Here is a 15,782-nt window from a genome sequence, read left to right as displayed (position 1 = left end):
GTTGGTGTGTAATTGTATGAGCGAGGTTGTCGTTGAGAAAGATGATTTGAGAATTGTTATAAGGTCTTTGAATGGTGGTGTGAGAGAGGAAGATGCAGAGATAGTCTTAAAAGCAGTTGAAGCTATTTTCAATGGCTCAGCATCTCTAATTGAAAAACCTGGTGATGGATTTGCTCTGGGAAATGGCAATAATGGCAATGGAGATAACAAATCCAATAAAAGAGTTTACTATTCTCCGTGGCTGCTAGCATGGATTGCTGAAGCAAATGGCTATAGAGATTACCATCACATTGTTTTTAATGCTTTGATTGCTGAAGAAAGGTTCTTTAGAAAAAGATGATATTTAGTCTAAGCATAATTCTTCATAGCTACATAACTATGTTTTAATAAACTTTATTGCAATAGCTATAGCTATAATAGCTAACAATATCAAGACAAATACCATGATATTAACTCCTTGGGGAGCTTTGCTTGCTATTGTTTGTAGTGTTGGTGTAACTGTTTGGGTGTAGGTATATGTTGCTGTGGCTGTTTCTGTCTTTACGATTGTTACTGTTTTTATCAATGTAACTATGTTTGTTATAGTAATGCCTGTTAGTGTTTTTGGTGAAGTTGTTGTGGTTATGTATTGAGTTGTTTTTGCAAGTGTTTCTATCTCCAACATTCTATACATTGACAGCAGCATTGATAGTTGTGCCAATCCATAGATTCTTGTGTTGATATCAGCACTTGTACCAAGCTCTAGTAGAAGTGGGACATCAACTGGAATATTACCATCTAGTTGTGTTAACAGAATATCTATTGTTTTGTTTAATGCTTCTAGAGATGAGGTTATGTTCTCCATAAACATTGATAGCAGTGTTAAATACATGTAGCTAATGGAGCTTATCCCCAGGGCCATTCTCTCTATAGATGTGTTAGCATAGGATGCTAAACTATATCTGGTTTGAGCCTCCGAGAAAATATTTTGAGGTATTGAAACAGATGATGAGAATGCTATTATGTAGCTGTAAATGTTTTGAGCAAGAGCAGATATTGTTGTCGCCAAGGACTCTATATTCGATGGTTCAACAAAAACATTTGTAGGGATGTTAACATTTACTAGACTCTTCCAAAACATTGCTGTGTAGAGTCTTGCAGAAGCAATTGCAAGATACTGAGTAGACATGTCTATGTAGCTTGTTGACAAGCTTCTATTGAGGTATATATAGGCTTCATAAAGTCTATCAACAGTATTTATAATTGCTGAAAGTTTTGACAAATCAACTGTTGTTTTAGACATTGAAACAACATTAGCGATATCCCTTAAGATTTGGCTTCTCAAACTACTTGCAAAATCTTGTAAATAGCTTTTATTCAAAACGGTACGCAATAGGTAAAGTCTCCAATAAGCATATATCAAAGCTTGGAAATATGATGATGCTGCTAGGTATAGCTGGTTTTGAGATTCAAATTTACTACCATTACTCATGTACGTTTTCAAGTTATTATCTATGCTACTCAACAACTGTCTTACATAATAATTCTGAACCTTGCTCTCTAAAGACTTGCTCTCATTGACAGCTTTACTAATCTCAGTCTTTATGCTCGAAATCATGTTTGCTAAAAATGGTTTCATAGAGTTGTATATCTCATCAATTCTCTTCTCATAGCCCCCCACAACATAGGAAAACAGCCCATTTGTAAAAATATTTAAAGCCTCATAAACATTGGCAACAGGCTTAACAACAACACCTAGACGAGCACCATAGGAAACAAGATCAACTGTTTGAGCAACAGTTCTATACATAATCAACGGCCCCACTCTCTGAGCAACAACTTTATAGATAACATCTGTTGTTTGCCCATATGGAACAAGAAAAATCTTGGCACCTCTAGAAGCTGCAGCACCCAATTTGTAGTAGATTCCTCCAACAGGTCCAATGCTGCCATCAGGCATTATCATACCAGTCATAACAACACTTTCATTTAGTGGAAGTTTTAGAAGTGCAGAGGCAAAAGCAACAGCAGTTACACCACTAGCGCTAGGCCCTCCAATAATTGGCGAATCTGATTTTACCGAGGCGAAGAAGTCGCAGCTACTAAAACTCATGTTGGCAATGCTGCTAGCAACAATTGCTGCAATTCTTGTCGATGCCTGCAAATCTATTTCAGCAAGAGGATATGTCTCAACATATACATGCCCCTGGCCAGGGCAAGCCACTCTCACATATAGATCTGCAGCAACACCAATGTAGGAACCATTTGAAAGCTGGGAAACAGCAACTATTGTTACATGTCTAGACTCATCAACTATATAACCCTGTGATAGGGTTGTGTACAACCCTATTGCAAGTGTTAATAAGAATAGAATTGAAAATACTTTTGCCCATCTATAAAAATCCATTGTTTATCCCTCTACAGAATAATTTCATCATTTCAGAATAAAAATTTTTCTCACAGAAAGGATACTTCAGTACTTAAGATTAGTAAGTGTGAAGAATACTCTGATGTGCTTAGAAACCCCCAAGAATCTTAATAACCTTGTCTATAGCATCATCAACTCCTCTGAGAATAGCTCTTAGATATTGGTGCGGCATTGATTGTGAAAACTCCTTTAACAACTTAGCATTTTGCAGCAAACTTCTAAAAGCTAGTGATGTCTCTAAAGAAAGTTTTTGTATGTTTTCATCAATGCTAAAAGTCTTAGACTCATCAATTGAAATCTTGGCTTCATTTTCCAAAATTCTTCTAAGAGTTTGTATAGTTTTATCTAGTTTCAACATAGTCATTGAAAAATCGTCATATACTTCCCTAAGCCTTCTTTCGGCAATGTTATAGAAAGATTCTACCAAGTCTTTTCTAACATGTAGAAGAAGTCTATATGCAGCTAAAGTCTCTTCAATACTCATTTCATTTGCTCCTTTTCGTCTAATCTTCATTAAAACTTCTCTGAGAAAAGCCATTGCTACTCACATTTCTTAGAGGCTTCAGAAAAAGTTTTAAACATTTAGTAGACAACTGTATACAGTAAGGTGCGCTTATGGCTTTAAAGAGTAGAGACAGGGACAAGGTGCTTAGATCCATTGCTCGCTGGCTTGCAGGCTTAGAACCTCTCTTTGGTTCTAATCACTATTTCGAGAAGTATTCAACAGCTAAAAGAGCAATTGAAAAGCTTTCGCCATATAGAGGTCTTCTCATATGCCCATTTTGCAAAAAGAGGCTTTTAAGAGCATCTGCATTTGTTACACACATTCTGAAGGTTCATGGAAAAGAACTTGAAGAACTTGTAGATATTGAGACTTAAAATGCTGTGTGCTGAAATCAAATTGAATTTAGAAGTTTTTGAGAGCTGTGTCTATGTTTGTAAAAAAGCTTTTTCCACAATCGAGAATAGATATTGAGAAAGTGTATGTGCGATACAATGTAAATAAGCTAGATAATCAAATCATAAATGATTTTCTTGAAACAAAAGCAAGAGTAGTTCCATTTGATGCATCAACAGCTTTATCGAAATTAGCTAAAAAAGATTTGAAAACCTTTTCAGAAGCATTTATAGACTCCAACGTCTGTACAGAGGTTCTAAATCTTTGTAGAGAGCGTGGACCTAGAATAAAATGTGGTATTAGTATAGACAACGATGTAGAGATATATTCTGAGTGTTTCGATCCAGAACTTTTTTCGGATATAGTCCTAGGCGATATTTCAATGTTCTTGCATATAATCAGTGGCTATAGAGATTTTGTCAAATTTAAAAGTGTTGTAATACCCAAAGAGCTTATGGCGGAGGATGTTATAGCAAGTGTTGAAAATGTTGCATTAAAAAATGAGGTTCAAGTTGAAACACCTATAGCTAGAGGCGATACAGCATATAAATTACTTGAAAAGCTGGTAAATGGTGCTATAACATACTCAGAAATTATTATGCTGATACCATGTTTAAGCATCAATTCAATCAAGTTTATAACAAGAATTGCTGAAAATGCGCTAAAGAATGGTAGAAGAGTTTATGTAGCAACACTTTCCCCATCTCAGGAAAATGCATCATTTTGCAAAACCCAATACAAAGACTTTTTAATTCTTTACCTTCATCTCATTGATGAGGCAAAGAAGCATGGTTTCGTTGTTTGTGATAGTGATGTTGTTAACATAGGTTTTATACTGGATAGGGCACACTACCTAGTTTCAAACGATTTTATATTAAGTAGAGAAACATTCATAACACCTCTCTCAGACTTTAAATATTCAAATCGCTATGCAACATACATACTGAAGCACTGTCTATGCTCAAACCACTTGATAAAGGAGGATAGAAAAATCATTAGATAACATTAACTATTTAAGTTGCTATATAGACACAGTTCTTTGATAAGCCATATAACACCATCAGATTCTTGAATGGGGTTAGAACAGTTAAAATCAAAACACAGCGCAGCTACAGCAGCTAGAAACGCATCTCTAATGTCCTTGTTTTTAGCAATGTTTGGTTTAAGTTCTATGCCAAGCTTCTTGGCCAAATCCTCAACAGAAGAGCACTTGCTGCTTTTTAAAACACTTCTTGGATGAGTCTCTATAACTGTTGCACCATATTCCCTTAGCTTAGTGGCTATGGAAATTGCTCTACTGGTCAACATCCTCATATGAGGTAATGACGGTGGCAAAACTCTATAACCAAGCAAAATCATTTTTCTATCAACACTTCTCAAGGGCTTGTCGCTAGTTGTTAATGGAGCATCTATAGCAACTACTGGGTTTTCGAATCTAGTTACAGCATAGACTATTTCATCGTCTAGACTAAGACACATTGCCTCAACAACATCAAGTTTTTGTTTGTGTTCTATAGCTACAAAACCTGTGCATCTACTTGGTTTCGCAGCCAGGTCCAAACCTATGTAGATTCTCCTCACAGCTCTCTACTCCTTGCATACATTCCTTAACTCTTCTAACCTCATCAAAGCTTTTCTAAGCTCGCTCTTCAAATAATTTCTTCTCATCTTCAATTCGCTTATCTGCTTCTCAACCTCCTCCAACTCTTTTTGAAGAAGCTCAGCCTTCCTCTGAAGCACATCTTTATCTAGACAAATCTCTTCAATAAAACTAATCGGTTTTCTCCCCAACTAAGTCACACAAGCCTTTCTTTTCACATATTCCTTATATAGTTTATCAACTAAATAGCTGTTAACATACTTGCCATGAGGCCTTAAACCACCTGAAAAATTCTTTGGTATGTGTAAAAGCTCGTGTATAAAAACCTTGATCTTTTCGCTTTGTGTTAAAAGAGAAAAGTTCTTTTCTATAACCTCAATAACATACATTGGCTCAAGACCCAAAACAAATCTCCAAACAGGTGGAAGCATGTATATTCTTGCAAGAGCCTTGGATTTGCAATTTCTACAAACAACAACCTTGACATTATCAATTTTGATGTTTGGAAAATAGTCTTTTAGAGTATTCACAACATCTTTTAGAAGCATTTCAAGGTTGTTGTCATAGAAGTATCTTTTTCTATTCAATGGAAAAACCATTGAAAAACGCTATAGATTGTAAAGCTTTTCAGCATTTTCATGCAGTAAAGCATTTGCTATTTCAATAGCTAAATCCCTATCAATGTAGCCTTCGTAAATCATTTCGGAAAGTACATAAGCTATTTGCTTTTTAGCTAAAACAACTTTTCCATATACCCAGTCAGCAACATATGCATCGCTAAAGAAACCACATGTTTTGTTGTAGGGAAGCATTTGTATTCTTAGCCTTAGATACTCTCTTATAATTGCTTGATACATTGAGTACCACCAATATCCACTTACATAAACATTTCTATAGTTTTTCGCAATAACTGTTAATGGATGTACCAATCTCATATCAGCTGAAATAACATCAAATTTAACATTTGGATAAACAGCAAAAAGTTTTGTCAAGTTGATTAACTGATCGTAGTTAACATGGGTTATTGCATAATCTGGTGGTGCAGCACCTGGAACAGGTCTTTCAACACCTATCATAAGCTGGAAAACCTTTTTGTGTTCATTGCACAGATCTAGGAATTTTTGTAGTACATATGATGATAACAAGCTTTTTGCGTAAGGCTCTAAATAACCTCTTGATTTAAGCTCCCTGAGATATAGCTGTATTTCAGATGGCTCAACAAAACTATATAACTCGCTTGGAAGAGGACTTAGAGCAACTGCAACAATGTCATTTTCAAACTTTTTAAACAAAGTCTCAACAGCTTTATCCAAATCCTCAGCTGATCTAATTTCAACTCCTGTTACATTCTCTAAACTGGTCAAAGAGTCTTTACTTAAATATGTGACCAGATTATCTATTCTCAGAACACCTGTAAAAACATCTTTTCTAAACTCTTTAACATTTGCAAATGGGTTTAGAGTAAGAAACGACTTTTTAACTCCACATGTTTTTGTTAATATTTCAAAAGCTCTTTTCTCATCATTAGCTCTGCTCTCAATAGCACTTACCACATCTCTCCAATTATTCTCATCAATAGTTTTTATATCAAGGCCATACAAATCCTTTAGCATTTGTCTAAGAGACCAAAAAGTTGCTGTGTTCCTCACATATTTGAAGTATGGAAGGGCATATAGTAACTTATCAACACCTCTTCTCTTCTCAAATTCGCTTCTGTCCATGCCAGAAGAGGAAAGCTCTGTAACGATGTAATGATAGAATAGTATGTCCTCGAAACTAGCATGAGAAAGCTTCTCAGGATTTAAATGCTCATGAATATCCACTACAAGTATGTTTTTTACCTCGTTGTATATCTCATTGAATACATCATCAAATTTCATCTTAATTCACGAAATAATGATTGGAGGCTACTCTATAAAAACTTATCTCAGTTGTTTCCAACTGAAAGCCTCACTATTTCAAGGCGGGAATGAAAAATTTATAAGCTTTATGTTCCATATTTTCTTGTGATGATGAATACTAGTTGTATTCAGTGTTTTGGTGATGGGTTGCCCCCAAGGATTCGATGCGGGATTAGCAATACAGAGTATTCAGATGGGGGAAGCTCTGGCCCTCCCAACTGCTCAGCAGATGACAGATGTGAAAACGAATAGATGCTGGGAACCGATGAGCTAATAGCGGGGAGGAGGTCAGTCAGTTAAACAAAGTGTTAATTGGCTTGAATATTGCTGAGGGTTGATGAGATGCTCTGCAGAGAGTATAGTGTTAGGGCGATAAATAGTGAGAAGGATTTGTGCATGATTTTATGTTATCCCATTGATGATAGCATGTGCTGTAGTAATAGATTGCAAGAGCTTGCTGTACTTGGAGTAAGAAATGTTTATAGCTTTGGTAATGTGGTTTTTGGAAAAAATCTTAGAGTTGTTGGCAAGGGTCATGCAGCTGTTGTTGTTCTTGCTAAGCATGTGAATAGCGATTTTGTTGCCTTGAAGATTAGAAGAGTAGATTCTAAAAGAGATTCTTTGGAAGGCGAAGCAAAAATACTTGAAAAAGTATATGGAATTGGCTACTCACCTAAGCTAGTAGCATATAGCAGAAACTTTATTGTGAGAGAATATATTGATGGATCAACACTAGAAGGCATTATCAAGAATTTTGATGTAAACAACATTAGAAAAGCTATTGCAAGTTTGGTGAAAGCATCTTTTGAAATGGATAGAACTGGTGTAGACATTTTAGAAATATCCAATCCAACTAGGCAAGTAGTTTACATGTGCAACAATGTGAATAAACCATTTTTCATAGATTTTGAATCTGCAAGACAGCATCCAAATCCATCAAATATTCCAAGAATTGCATCATTTATTATTAGAAATAGGCAAATTCTAAACATAGATGTTGACGAAAGCACCATCACTCACCTGGCTAGGCAATACAAGAAAGCTTTCGATGTTAAGGAGAAAGAGGCTGTTGTAAATAAATTGATTGCTTTGTTGACAAATTAGAAATCCTCAACTTTAACGCAATGCATACTTTCATATAAGTTTTTATTTTTGCCTCATGAGCTTCTAGCTTCTTGGCGATGTGAATGGGTTTTACCCTGAAAATTGCTGGTTTAAATCTATTCTATGCCGATGGATCAAAAGAAGTTTGCAAAACTGCTGAGTCCCAGGCTCAGAAAACTGTTTTTAAGTGTGATAATGCTGTTGTTGAAGTATCTTTTGAGAATGGTTTAATTGGTGTTGAGGTTACTTCGTTAAAGCCGTTGAATAGCTTCATATTTGGTGAGATTAGTCTTGAGATTGGTGTTGAGGGCAAGGTTTTTGTGCTTACACTTCATCCAGATGCTGGCTCTATCTACTCTCAAGCATTTGGGTATTACAATCCATTGGCTGTGGATAGAGAGCCTAGGGTTCCTAAGCCTAGTGACTCTCCTCAGTACCCTCCACAATTCTCTATCATGAGCCATATTGATTATGCTAGAAGATTTCCATGTTGGACATATCCAGTAGTTACAGATGTGGATAATGTACCTAGCTACAGTGTTTTTGCCTTGGGAAGAACAGGCAATGCTTTTGCAGCGCTTTTGACTCTTAGCAATGGCGATGTAACAGCTTATTTAGGGCCTGGGCTAAGAGTCTCTCTATTTCTTGGTAAAGAGAGATATAGTGTTAGAAAATCATGGGCTGTCTCCATAGCTGTTTCTAACAATCCCTATGATGCTGTTAAGCAATGTATTTTAAATGCATCGAAAAAAGCTGTTTTAAAGCTTAGAGTTGAGAAGAAAAAGCCATTCTTTGTTGATAAGCTTGGTTGGTGCTCGTGGAATGCTCTTTTAACTGATGATCTATCTCATGATAATGTTGTTAAAATTGTTAAGGGGCTTCTTGAGAGAGGTGTGCCAATTAAATGGGTTATTATTGATGATGGTTGGCAGAATGAGGTTAGAAGAGGTGATTTGTGGTTTGCTAGAATATTAAAGACATTGGGTGCTGATGCAAATAAGTTTCCAAGGGGTTTATCACAAACAGTTGAAGAGCTTAAGAAACTTGGCATAGAGTTTGTTGGTCTTTGGCACACAATAAATGTTCACTGGGGTGGGTTTGAAAAAAGTGTTGTTGATGAGATTGGTGTTGAGGGACACAGATTCACCATTACCAATGCCTATGTTCCTCCACCACAACTAGAAAAAGCTGTGAACTTCTATACAAAGTTTCTGAACTGGGTTAAAGGCAACGGCTTTGACATGGTTAAAGTAGATAACCAGTGGGTTATCCATGCTCTGTACTGGGGTGAGGAAACAGTTGGTGAAGTGGCTAAAAATATTCAAATAGCTTTGCAAGTTGCTGCTAAGGTAAATGGTTTAGAAATACTTAATTGCATGTCCATGGCACCAGAAGACTATAGCAATTACTTTTTGAGCAACGCTATGAGGGTTTCAATGGATTACATACCATTTTGGAAAGCAGATGCAAAACTTCATACAATGTTTAGTGTCTATAACTCGCTTTTGTTTAGCCACATAGCCTATCCGGATTATGACATGTGGATGAGCTACGACCCATATGCATTGGTACATGCAATTGCGAGAGTGTTTAGTGGAGGACCAATATATATAACAGATAGGCATCCAGAGAAAACAAATGTTGAATTGTTAAAGAGAATTGTGTTACCAAATGGAGAAACTGTAAAAGTTGATGAACCTGGTTTACCAACGAAAGACATTCTATTTAAAGATCCATACAACGAGAAAACATTGTTAAAGATAGCATCTAAAGTTGGAAACTCATATGTTATTGCCTTAGTTAATGTTAATAGAGAAGGTGTTGAAATAGAGGAGAGTATTGGACTCGACATTATGCCATACAGTATACAAGGCAAGAAATACGCATATTACATGGTGCTTAGTAACAAAATGGGTGTTGTGGAAAGCAATGAAAAAATTAGTGTTAAGCTGAAAGAGCTTGAGGCAGAGATCATAGTCTTTGCTCCTATAGAGAATGAGAAATCGGTTATAGGATTGAAGGAATATTTACTGCCTCCATATCCAATTGAAATTCATAAGCTGAACAACAAGCTAATTATCAAATCAAAAGCTTCTGGCACGCTTCTGTACTATGTAAATGGACAGTTCAAAGAAATGTATGTTAGTGAAAAGCATGTAGTAGAAATATGACCTTAGCTTAACACAATAATTTCATTTTAAGAGTTTTTAATACTGCTAATATTAAATCAAGAATTTTTGGCTTATGTACAACAAAGCTTTTTAACTAAACCTCTTCGCATAACTATGTTCTGGTGTTGTCTATTGTATCGTGGGATATAGTTTTAGGCATATCAATGTATTTAATTGCCGTAGTTTTGGCAATAGTTTATGCCATTAAGTCTAAAAATGGATATAGCGAAGATAATGTGTGTGGTGAGAGTCGATGATTATTTACTTTGTTGTTGTTTTAGTTCTCTACATGTTGGCAATGATTTTAATAGGATTTTTTGCTATGAATAGAGTGAAAAGTGTTGCTGATCTTCATGTTGGTGGTATGAATGTTGGTGGCGTTTTCGTTGCGCTATCCTTTTTTACAACGTATTTCAGCTCTGTTGTATTCATTGGTGCCACAGCTCTTGGGTGGAAGTATGGGTTGCCAGTTGTGTGGAAAGATGTTTTTGTTGTTCTTATTGGTACAGCACTAGCCTTTATATTGCTTGGCCCAAGAATTGCGTGTCTGTCAAGAAGACTTGGCTTCATAACTATTTCAGAATTTGTAGAGAAGAGGTATGGATCTAGGTTAGCAGGTTTAGTAACCTCAGTTGTGATGTTTGTTGGTTTGCTTATATACAATGTCTCTGCTCTTATTGGCACAGCTAGAGCGGTAGAGGTTGTGGCATCTATAGATTATCTTTATGCATTGCTTTTAACAGGTATTGTTACAGCAATATACACGGCTGTTGGTGGTTACATAGCTCAGATGTGGACTCAAGTTGTGCAAGCAATTTTCATGATTTTCATGGCTATAGCTATATGTGTTGTTTCTCTATTAAGGGTTGGAGGCTTAGACACATTATCAACACAGCTAAGAGCAATTGATCCTTCTCTTGCTGGCTGGCCTTACAAAGACGCTCTACCACTGTTTACACTTTATCTAAGTCTAGGATTTTTAGGATGGGGCAATCCAGCATTGCTACTTAGGTTTGTAAGTGTAAGAAATAGAATTTCGCTAGGAACAGCTACAGTTATTGCAACAGCTATTTCAGCTGTTTTCACACTATCTCTAGATCTTGCATCTGCAACATCAAGAATTATTGTTGGTAATAATGTTGCACCTGACTATTCATTTGTTTATCTTGTTCAAAACATTATGCCAAAAGGATTTGATGCACTATTTGTTGTAGCAGTTCTATCAGCATCCATGTCCACGATAAGTGCTATACTAGGTGTGATGACTCAAAACATAAGAGATTTCATTAAAAACTTTGTGTCATTGGATCATGGAAAGGAAATTGCTCTTTATAGAATAGCAACAATAGCTGTAGCTGTCTCGTCCATAGCATTAGCCACTAAACCACCAGAGATGATAATTGTGCTATTCGGTGTTACAACATCCATATTAGCAGGGGTTCTAATAGGGCCCATTATATATGGGTTATACTCAAAAAGAGTATCGCCAATAGCAATAATAGTTACAATGATAGTGAGCTTTGCATTGGCTATAGGTGTTAGTGCCTATGGCCAATTCAAGTTTCCTTGGACGTACTACTCCTTCATACCAACAATACTAACCTCAATCACATTACCACCAATCATAACCATCTTCACAGAAGCGAAGCATCCTAAATAAACAGCATCTCAACTACCCTAGAACATTGCATGAAATTAAAACAAACTCAAAATGCCATGCTTTTAAACATTGTACAAAAACTAGGAATTTTTATATGCATAACTCTTCTCTATTGTAGAAACGCCTTTGCCTCTATAACTCTCAGCACTTTTCTTGGTTTTATCACTAACCTGTAAAGAATGCCCATATTCTCTATAACTATGTTGTGAATCTTTTTTGGATCTATATCTGCCTCCACAACGCCAAACCAATTGCCATTGACAAAAGCTTCTATTGCCAATCTACACTCGTTATCAGCAACAAATGTTATTTCCTTGTGTCTTAGTGTTCCTGGTATTGGTGCAGAAACAACCTCCTTGTCAATTAAAGCATCAACCAGCTTTTTATCTTCACCATGTTTGTAAAGATCTATCACAATTGGTGTTTCTGAATCACCATTAGATATTCTGAGATCCCATGGATGAAGATCTTGCCACTCAAAAGACTTTTCAACATCTCCACCATCAATATCGAGTAGAACTGGTAGTGCAGATGATGGAGCATCTCTTGTAAATCCTATTACATATGGATCCCCATTGTATAGTATACCAGAGTCTCTAACATCACCAACACCAATAATTGCCATAGCCCTTAGCCTATTGTCTATAAACCACATTGCAAGACCTCTTCTATAAACAATTCTATAGAGATGCTTCCTATCACTTGCATCTACAGGAAGATACTTTGTTAAATCCATTTCAACTCTAGAGCTAAAACCACCAGCAAAAGCCTTTAAAACACCTTCTCCACTATGCCACATAAAATGAACTACACCACCACCAAAAAGATCATCAAGTTCAAAACCAAACCAAAACATAGGTCCTTTTTCAAATCTTGGAAGCTTGGCAAAAACCTCGAAAACACCCCAGCTAAACAACTCCTTAGATCTAAGAGAAACAGTTATGTGACCAGAAGGCTTAACATATTTCGAAACAAATTCTGTGTATCTTTTCTCCCTATCGCTATAAAGCCAAAAATCACTTGGTCTACAAACTCTAAACTCCTCTTCAAAGCCCTTAACACTACTAACAACCCTGGTCCAGCAATAGAAAATGTTTTCCAAACCTTCACTAGCAATAGGTGAGTATCTAATACCTTTCATGCAACTCACACATTGTTTTATCTAGAAATAATTTAAAAATGTTTTAGTTTTTAGTTAATATTGTAGCGAATTCTATGTTTATCTATAGTATGCTTTGAATTTATAGCTTCCAGAACCAACTTCCACTACTAGATACTCCTTTTCATTCACTATGTTTCGAACACCATCCACCTTATATACCTCGCCTTGTCTCCACAAAGGCCTTTCTCCTTCAAATACATCGCTTATTTTGCCACCATTAACATGCTTTGGTATAAACAGTTTAGCTGTAGATCCCACAGGTACAGAGAAGTTTACCTCAAGTTCATTGCCACTTCTACTCCATGATACATGCACTAACCCCTTTACTGTGTAGATGTATGCTGAGGCATGGTCCAAGCCTTTGATTATTGGTGGTTTTATTGTGAAGCTTCTAAACCCTGGTTCACTAATCTGTATTCCTGCTAACCATTTGTAGAACCAAGCATCTATGCTTCCAAACATGTGATGATTATGAGAGTTCATACCAGATCCTGTTAGCTTTTCCCATCTTTCCCAAAGCGTTGTTGCCCCCTCCTTGATCATGTATCCATAGCTTGGGTAAGTTTCTTGCGTTACCACATCATATGCTAACTGCAAATTGTTGTATCTAGCCAAAACCTCTAGAACATATTTTGCTCCCAGTATCCCAACATTTAGATGCTTATCCCAATCAACTTCTATACTATGAACAAGAGCCTTCAAAATGTCATCTACCCTCTCTCTTGGCACCAAATCCTCTGCCAAAGGCAAAGCCAGACATGTCTGAGAACCTCCAAATCTTGGCGAACCAAGGTAAAGCTTTGTTCCTGCTGGTGAAGTGTATACTGAGTAGTAGCCCACTATTTTGCGACCAAACATATCTGTTTCATGTAAAAACGTCTTGTTAAATGCATTGCTTATTTCAAGAGCTTTGTTCTCAAAATACTTTGCCTCATCATATTTCCCAAGAACCTTGGCCATGTTGCTCAATATTTTAGCATCTCTATAGAGTATCCATGTGGCTATGATCTCCATCGGACAGTCCTGAATGTTGAATACTCTTCCAGGAGGAACCCAATCACCATATTTTCCAAAGTATAGAATAGAGTCTTTAGTATTGGAGTACAGATAATTCCACCACTTTTTTGCATGCTCATAAACTCTTTCAATAATTCTTCTATCCCCATAGTATAGGTAAAGCGCCCATGGTATGTATATGAATGCTGTACCCCACGCTGGATCAGCAGGGTAAAGAACCCAGTATGGTGGTACAACATCCGGTATGGAACCATCATCTTTCTGAGCATCTATAATATCATTAACTATCTTCTCATAGTATTTAATCATGTTAAAGTTTAGAATTGCCGAATCTGAGGAAAGCCACGCATCCCCAAGCCAACCCATTCTCTCAGCTCTTTGAGGACAATCAGTTTGAACACCATTTGTTAAATTCCCTTTCAAACTCCAAATAACAATTCTGTGAATATCATTAATGAGCTTGTTGGAGCATGAGAAAGAGCCTATGGGCTCTAAATCTGCGTGAACAACAATAGCTTCTACATCATCTAGTGATGGCGGTGGTATAGACCCTGAGATTTCAGCATATCTAAATCCATGATATGTGAATTTGGGCTCCAAAACCTCTATAGGATCTCCACGAAGAATGAAAACATCTGTTGCCTCAGCACCTCCAAGATTCTTAGTATTCAATGTTCCATCAGAATTCAAATTCTCTGCATACCTTATCCTAACCTCAACACCACTACAACCTCTTACACGAACTCTAACCCAGCCAGTTATGTTTTGACCAAAGTCATAAACATAGACATTTGGCTTTGGATTATACATTTCCCTAGGCTTTAAAACAGCAACTGCTTTTGTTCCTGGGATTGTGGATGAAGATTTTAAAACACCATTAGGTGGTGAAACCTTTATACAATTCTTCCAATTTGAATCGTCAAAACCTGACTTATCCCATCCAACAGGCTCCAACCTTCTATCGTATTTAAATCCTCTATAAATGTCATCATCTATTATTGGGCTTTTGTCAATGCATTTCCATGTTTCATCAGAAACAACCTCTATAATTCTTCCATCAACAAGCTTTATTCTAAGCATTAGAAGAAGCTTTGGCTCATCATAGTACTTAACCCCTGCAAACTTCTGGCTATATCTACCCCTTCCAAGCATTACAGCAACAGTATTCAATCCTTTCTTCACAAGCTTGGTAACATCGTAGACGGTATAGTAAACAGTTTTGTCATAGTCACTCCACGGAGGGTCTAAAACCCTATCACCTACCTTCTCACCATTTACCCTAAGCTCATAGTATCCAAGACCAGATACATATGCTCTAGCCTCTTCAACATCACCATCAACAACAAACTCCTTTCTCAGAAGCTGGCCACCACCAATCCAAAAGCCCCTCCACTCCTTAGAGTCCATAACACCTGTTTCAAACAATGCCACATCACTCCAAGCACTTTCTCTACCATTTCCATCCCACCACTTAACCCTCCAATAATATCTTGTGAAACTCTTTAGAGGTGGTCCACCATATTCAACTATGTTAGAATCAGACTCAACAACACCACTATCCCAAACATCTCCAACACAATTCAAAGCCTTTTCCATAGAACTAGCAACAATAATTCTATAAGCCTTTTGGATCTGGTTTCTCTCACCATGAATGCAAACCCATGAGAGCCTGGGTCTTGGATCATCAACACCAATAGGATTAACAACAAACTCTGTTCTAAGATTTACTGCCTTCAACTCCGACCCCATTTTATCCAATCCAAATCTTAGTAAGTTAATGAGAAGTAAATAAGTTTTGCTGAATTACTAACTGAATTGATTCATGTTAAATGAAGTGTTTATGGCATTGAAATAGAGATTTG

General features: G+C 36.8%; 15 protein-coding genes. 7 read left to right on the top strand and 8 right to left on the bottom strand.

The genetic code is table 11. The annotated features are described in order from the left end of the window. Nucleotides 1–16: 16 nt before the first annotated feature. Nucleotides 17–340: a hypothetical protein gene (locus QPL79_RS06255; RefSeq protein ID WP_285273945.1), complete on the top strand. Its 324-nt coding sequence runs from the start codon at nucleotides 17–19 to the stop codon at nucleotides 338–340. Nucleotides 341–376: 36 nt separating this feature from the next. On the opposite strand, the gene QPL79_RS06250 is transcribed toward QPL79_RS06255, so the two are convergent. Together QPL79_RS06250 and QPL79_RS06245 are read right to left on the bottom strand one after the other, a co-directional pair. Next, nucleotides 377–2,386, bottom strand: a complete 2,010-nt coding sequence (locus QPL79_RS06250) for a S16 family serine protease (RefSeq protein ID WP_285273944.1) — start codon at nucleotides 2,384–2,386, stop codon at nucleotides 377–379. A 109-nt stretch (nucleotides 2,387–2,495) separates the two neighbouring features. Continuing rightward, a complete protein-coding gene (locus QPL79_RS06245; protein ID WP_285273943.1) occupies nucleotides 2,496–2,945 on the bottom strand; it encodes a hypothetical protein in 450 nt (149 codons plus the stop codon). Between the two features lie 77 nt (nucleotides 2,946–3,022). Here QPL79_RS06245 and QPL79_RS06240 point away from each other — a divergent pair, with 77 nt between their 5' ends. Together QPL79_RS06240 and QPL79_RS06235 are read left to right on the top strand one after the other, a co-directional pair. Further along, the gene (locus tag QPL79_RS06240; RefSeq protein WP_285273942.1) at nucleotides 3,023–3,286 is read left to right on the top strand and encodes a C2H2-type zinc finger protein; all 264 of its coding nucleotides are present in this window, start codon (nucleotides 3,023–3,025) and stop codon (nucleotides 3,284–3,286) included. 53 nt (nucleotides 3,287–3,339) lie between these two features. Further along, nucleotides 3,340–4,308 (top strand): hypothetical protein, encoded by a 969-nt coding sequence (locus tag QPL79_RS06235; RefSeq protein ID WP_285273941.1) that lies wholly within the window; start codon nucleotides 3,340–3,342, stop codon nucleotides 4,306–4,308. Between the two features lie 2 nt (nucleotides 4,309–4,310). Here QPL79_RS06235 and QPL79_RS06230 read toward each other — a convergent pair whose 3' ends face one another. Genes QPL79_RS06230 through QPL79_RS06215 form a run of 4 tightly spaced genes read right to left on the bottom strand, consistent with a single transcriptional unit; the run spans nucleotide 4,311 to nucleotide 6,785 of the window. After that, nucleotides 4,311–4,886: a DUF429 domain-containing protein gene (locus tag QPL79_RS06230; RefSeq protein ID WP_285273940.1), complete on the bottom strand. Its 576-nt coding sequence runs from the start codon at nucleotides 4,884–4,886 to the stop codon at nucleotides 4,311–4,313. A 6-nt stretch (nucleotides 4,887–4,892) separates the two neighbouring features. Then, entirely contained in the window at nucleotides 4,893–5,096 is a 204-nt protein-coding gene (locus QPL79_RS06225; protein ID WP_285273939.1) for a DUF5320 domain-containing protein, read from the bottom strand. Further along, nucleotides 5,097–5,492, bottom strand: coding sequence for a putative metallopeptidase (locus QPL79_RS06220; RefSeq protein ID WP_285273938.1), 396 nt, complete (start codon nucleotides 5,490–5,492; stop codon nucleotides 5,097–5,099). 21 nt (nucleotides 5,493–5,513) lie between these two features. Continuing rightward, nucleotides 5,514–6,785 carry an amidohydrolase family protein gene (locus QPL79_RS06215; protein ID WP_285273937.1) on the bottom strand — a complete coding sequence of 424 codons (1,272 nt, stop codon included), beginning with the start codon at nucleotides 6,783–6,785 and terminating at the stop codon, nucleotides 5,514–5,516. A 345-nt stretch (nucleotides 6,786–7,130) separates the two neighbouring features. Here QPL79_RS06215 and QPL79_RS06210 point away from each other — a divergent pair, with 345 nt between their 5' ends. The 4 genes from QPL79_RS06210 (at nucleotide 7,131) to QPL79_RS06195 (ending at nucleotide 11,741) form a co-directional block, all read left to right on the top strand. Beyond that, nucleotides 7,131–7,910 (top strand): hypothetical protein, encoded by a 780-nt coding sequence (locus tag QPL79_RS06210; RefSeq protein WP_285273936.1) that lies wholly within the window; start codon nucleotides 7,131–7,133, stop codon nucleotides 7,908–7,910. Between the two features lie 83 nt (nucleotides 7,911–7,993). Next, the gene (locus tag QPL79_RS06205) at nucleotides 7,994–10,081 is read left to right on the top strand and encodes a Sip1-related alpha-galactosidase (protein ID WP_285273935.1); all 2,088 of its coding nucleotides are present in this window, start codon (nucleotides 7,994–7,996) and stop codon (nucleotides 10,079–10,081) included. A gap of 125 nt (nucleotides 10,082–10,206) precedes the next feature. Beyond that, nucleotides 10,207–10,338: a hypothetical protein gene (locus QPL79_RS06200; RefSeq protein ID WP_285273934.1), complete on the top strand. Its 132-nt coding sequence runs from the start codon at nucleotides 10,207–10,209 to the stop codon at nucleotides 10,336–10,338. Further along, entirely contained in the window at nucleotides 10,335–11,741 is a 1,407-nt protein-coding gene (locus QPL79_RS06195) for a sodium:solute symporter family protein (RefSeq protein WP_285273933.1), read from the top strand. The genes QPL79_RS06200 and QPL79_RS06195 overlap by 4 nt, the downstream gene beginning before the upstream one ends. Before the next feature lie 109 nt (nucleotides 11,742–11,850). Here QPL79_RS06195 and QPL79_RS06190 read toward each other — a convergent pair whose 3' ends face one another. Both QPL79_RS06190 and QPL79_RS06185 read right to left on the bottom strand, forming a co-directional pair. After that, nucleotides 11,851–12,882 (bottom strand): hypothetical protein, encoded by a 1,032-nt coding sequence (locus QPL79_RS06190; RefSeq protein ID WP_285273932.1) that lies wholly within the window; start codon nucleotides 12,880–12,882, stop codon nucleotides 11,851–11,853. A 78-nt stretch (nucleotides 12,883–12,960) separates the two neighbouring features. Next, a complete protein-coding gene (locus tag QPL79_RS06185; protein WP_285273931.1) occupies nucleotides 12,961–15,657 on the bottom strand; it encodes an alpha-L-rhamnosidase in 2,697 nt (898 codons plus the stop codon). Nucleotides 15,658–15,782: the final 125 nt, after the last annotated feature.

It is taken from the genome of Ignisphaera cupida (assembly GCF_030186535.1).
Lineage (GTDB): Archaea > Thermoproteota > Thermoprotei_A > Sulfolobales > Ignisphaeraceae > Ignisphaera > Ignisphaera cupida.
The sequence above is the reverse complement of the archived record's forward strand: the minus strand, read 5'-3'. Positions and strand labels throughout refer to the sequence as shown.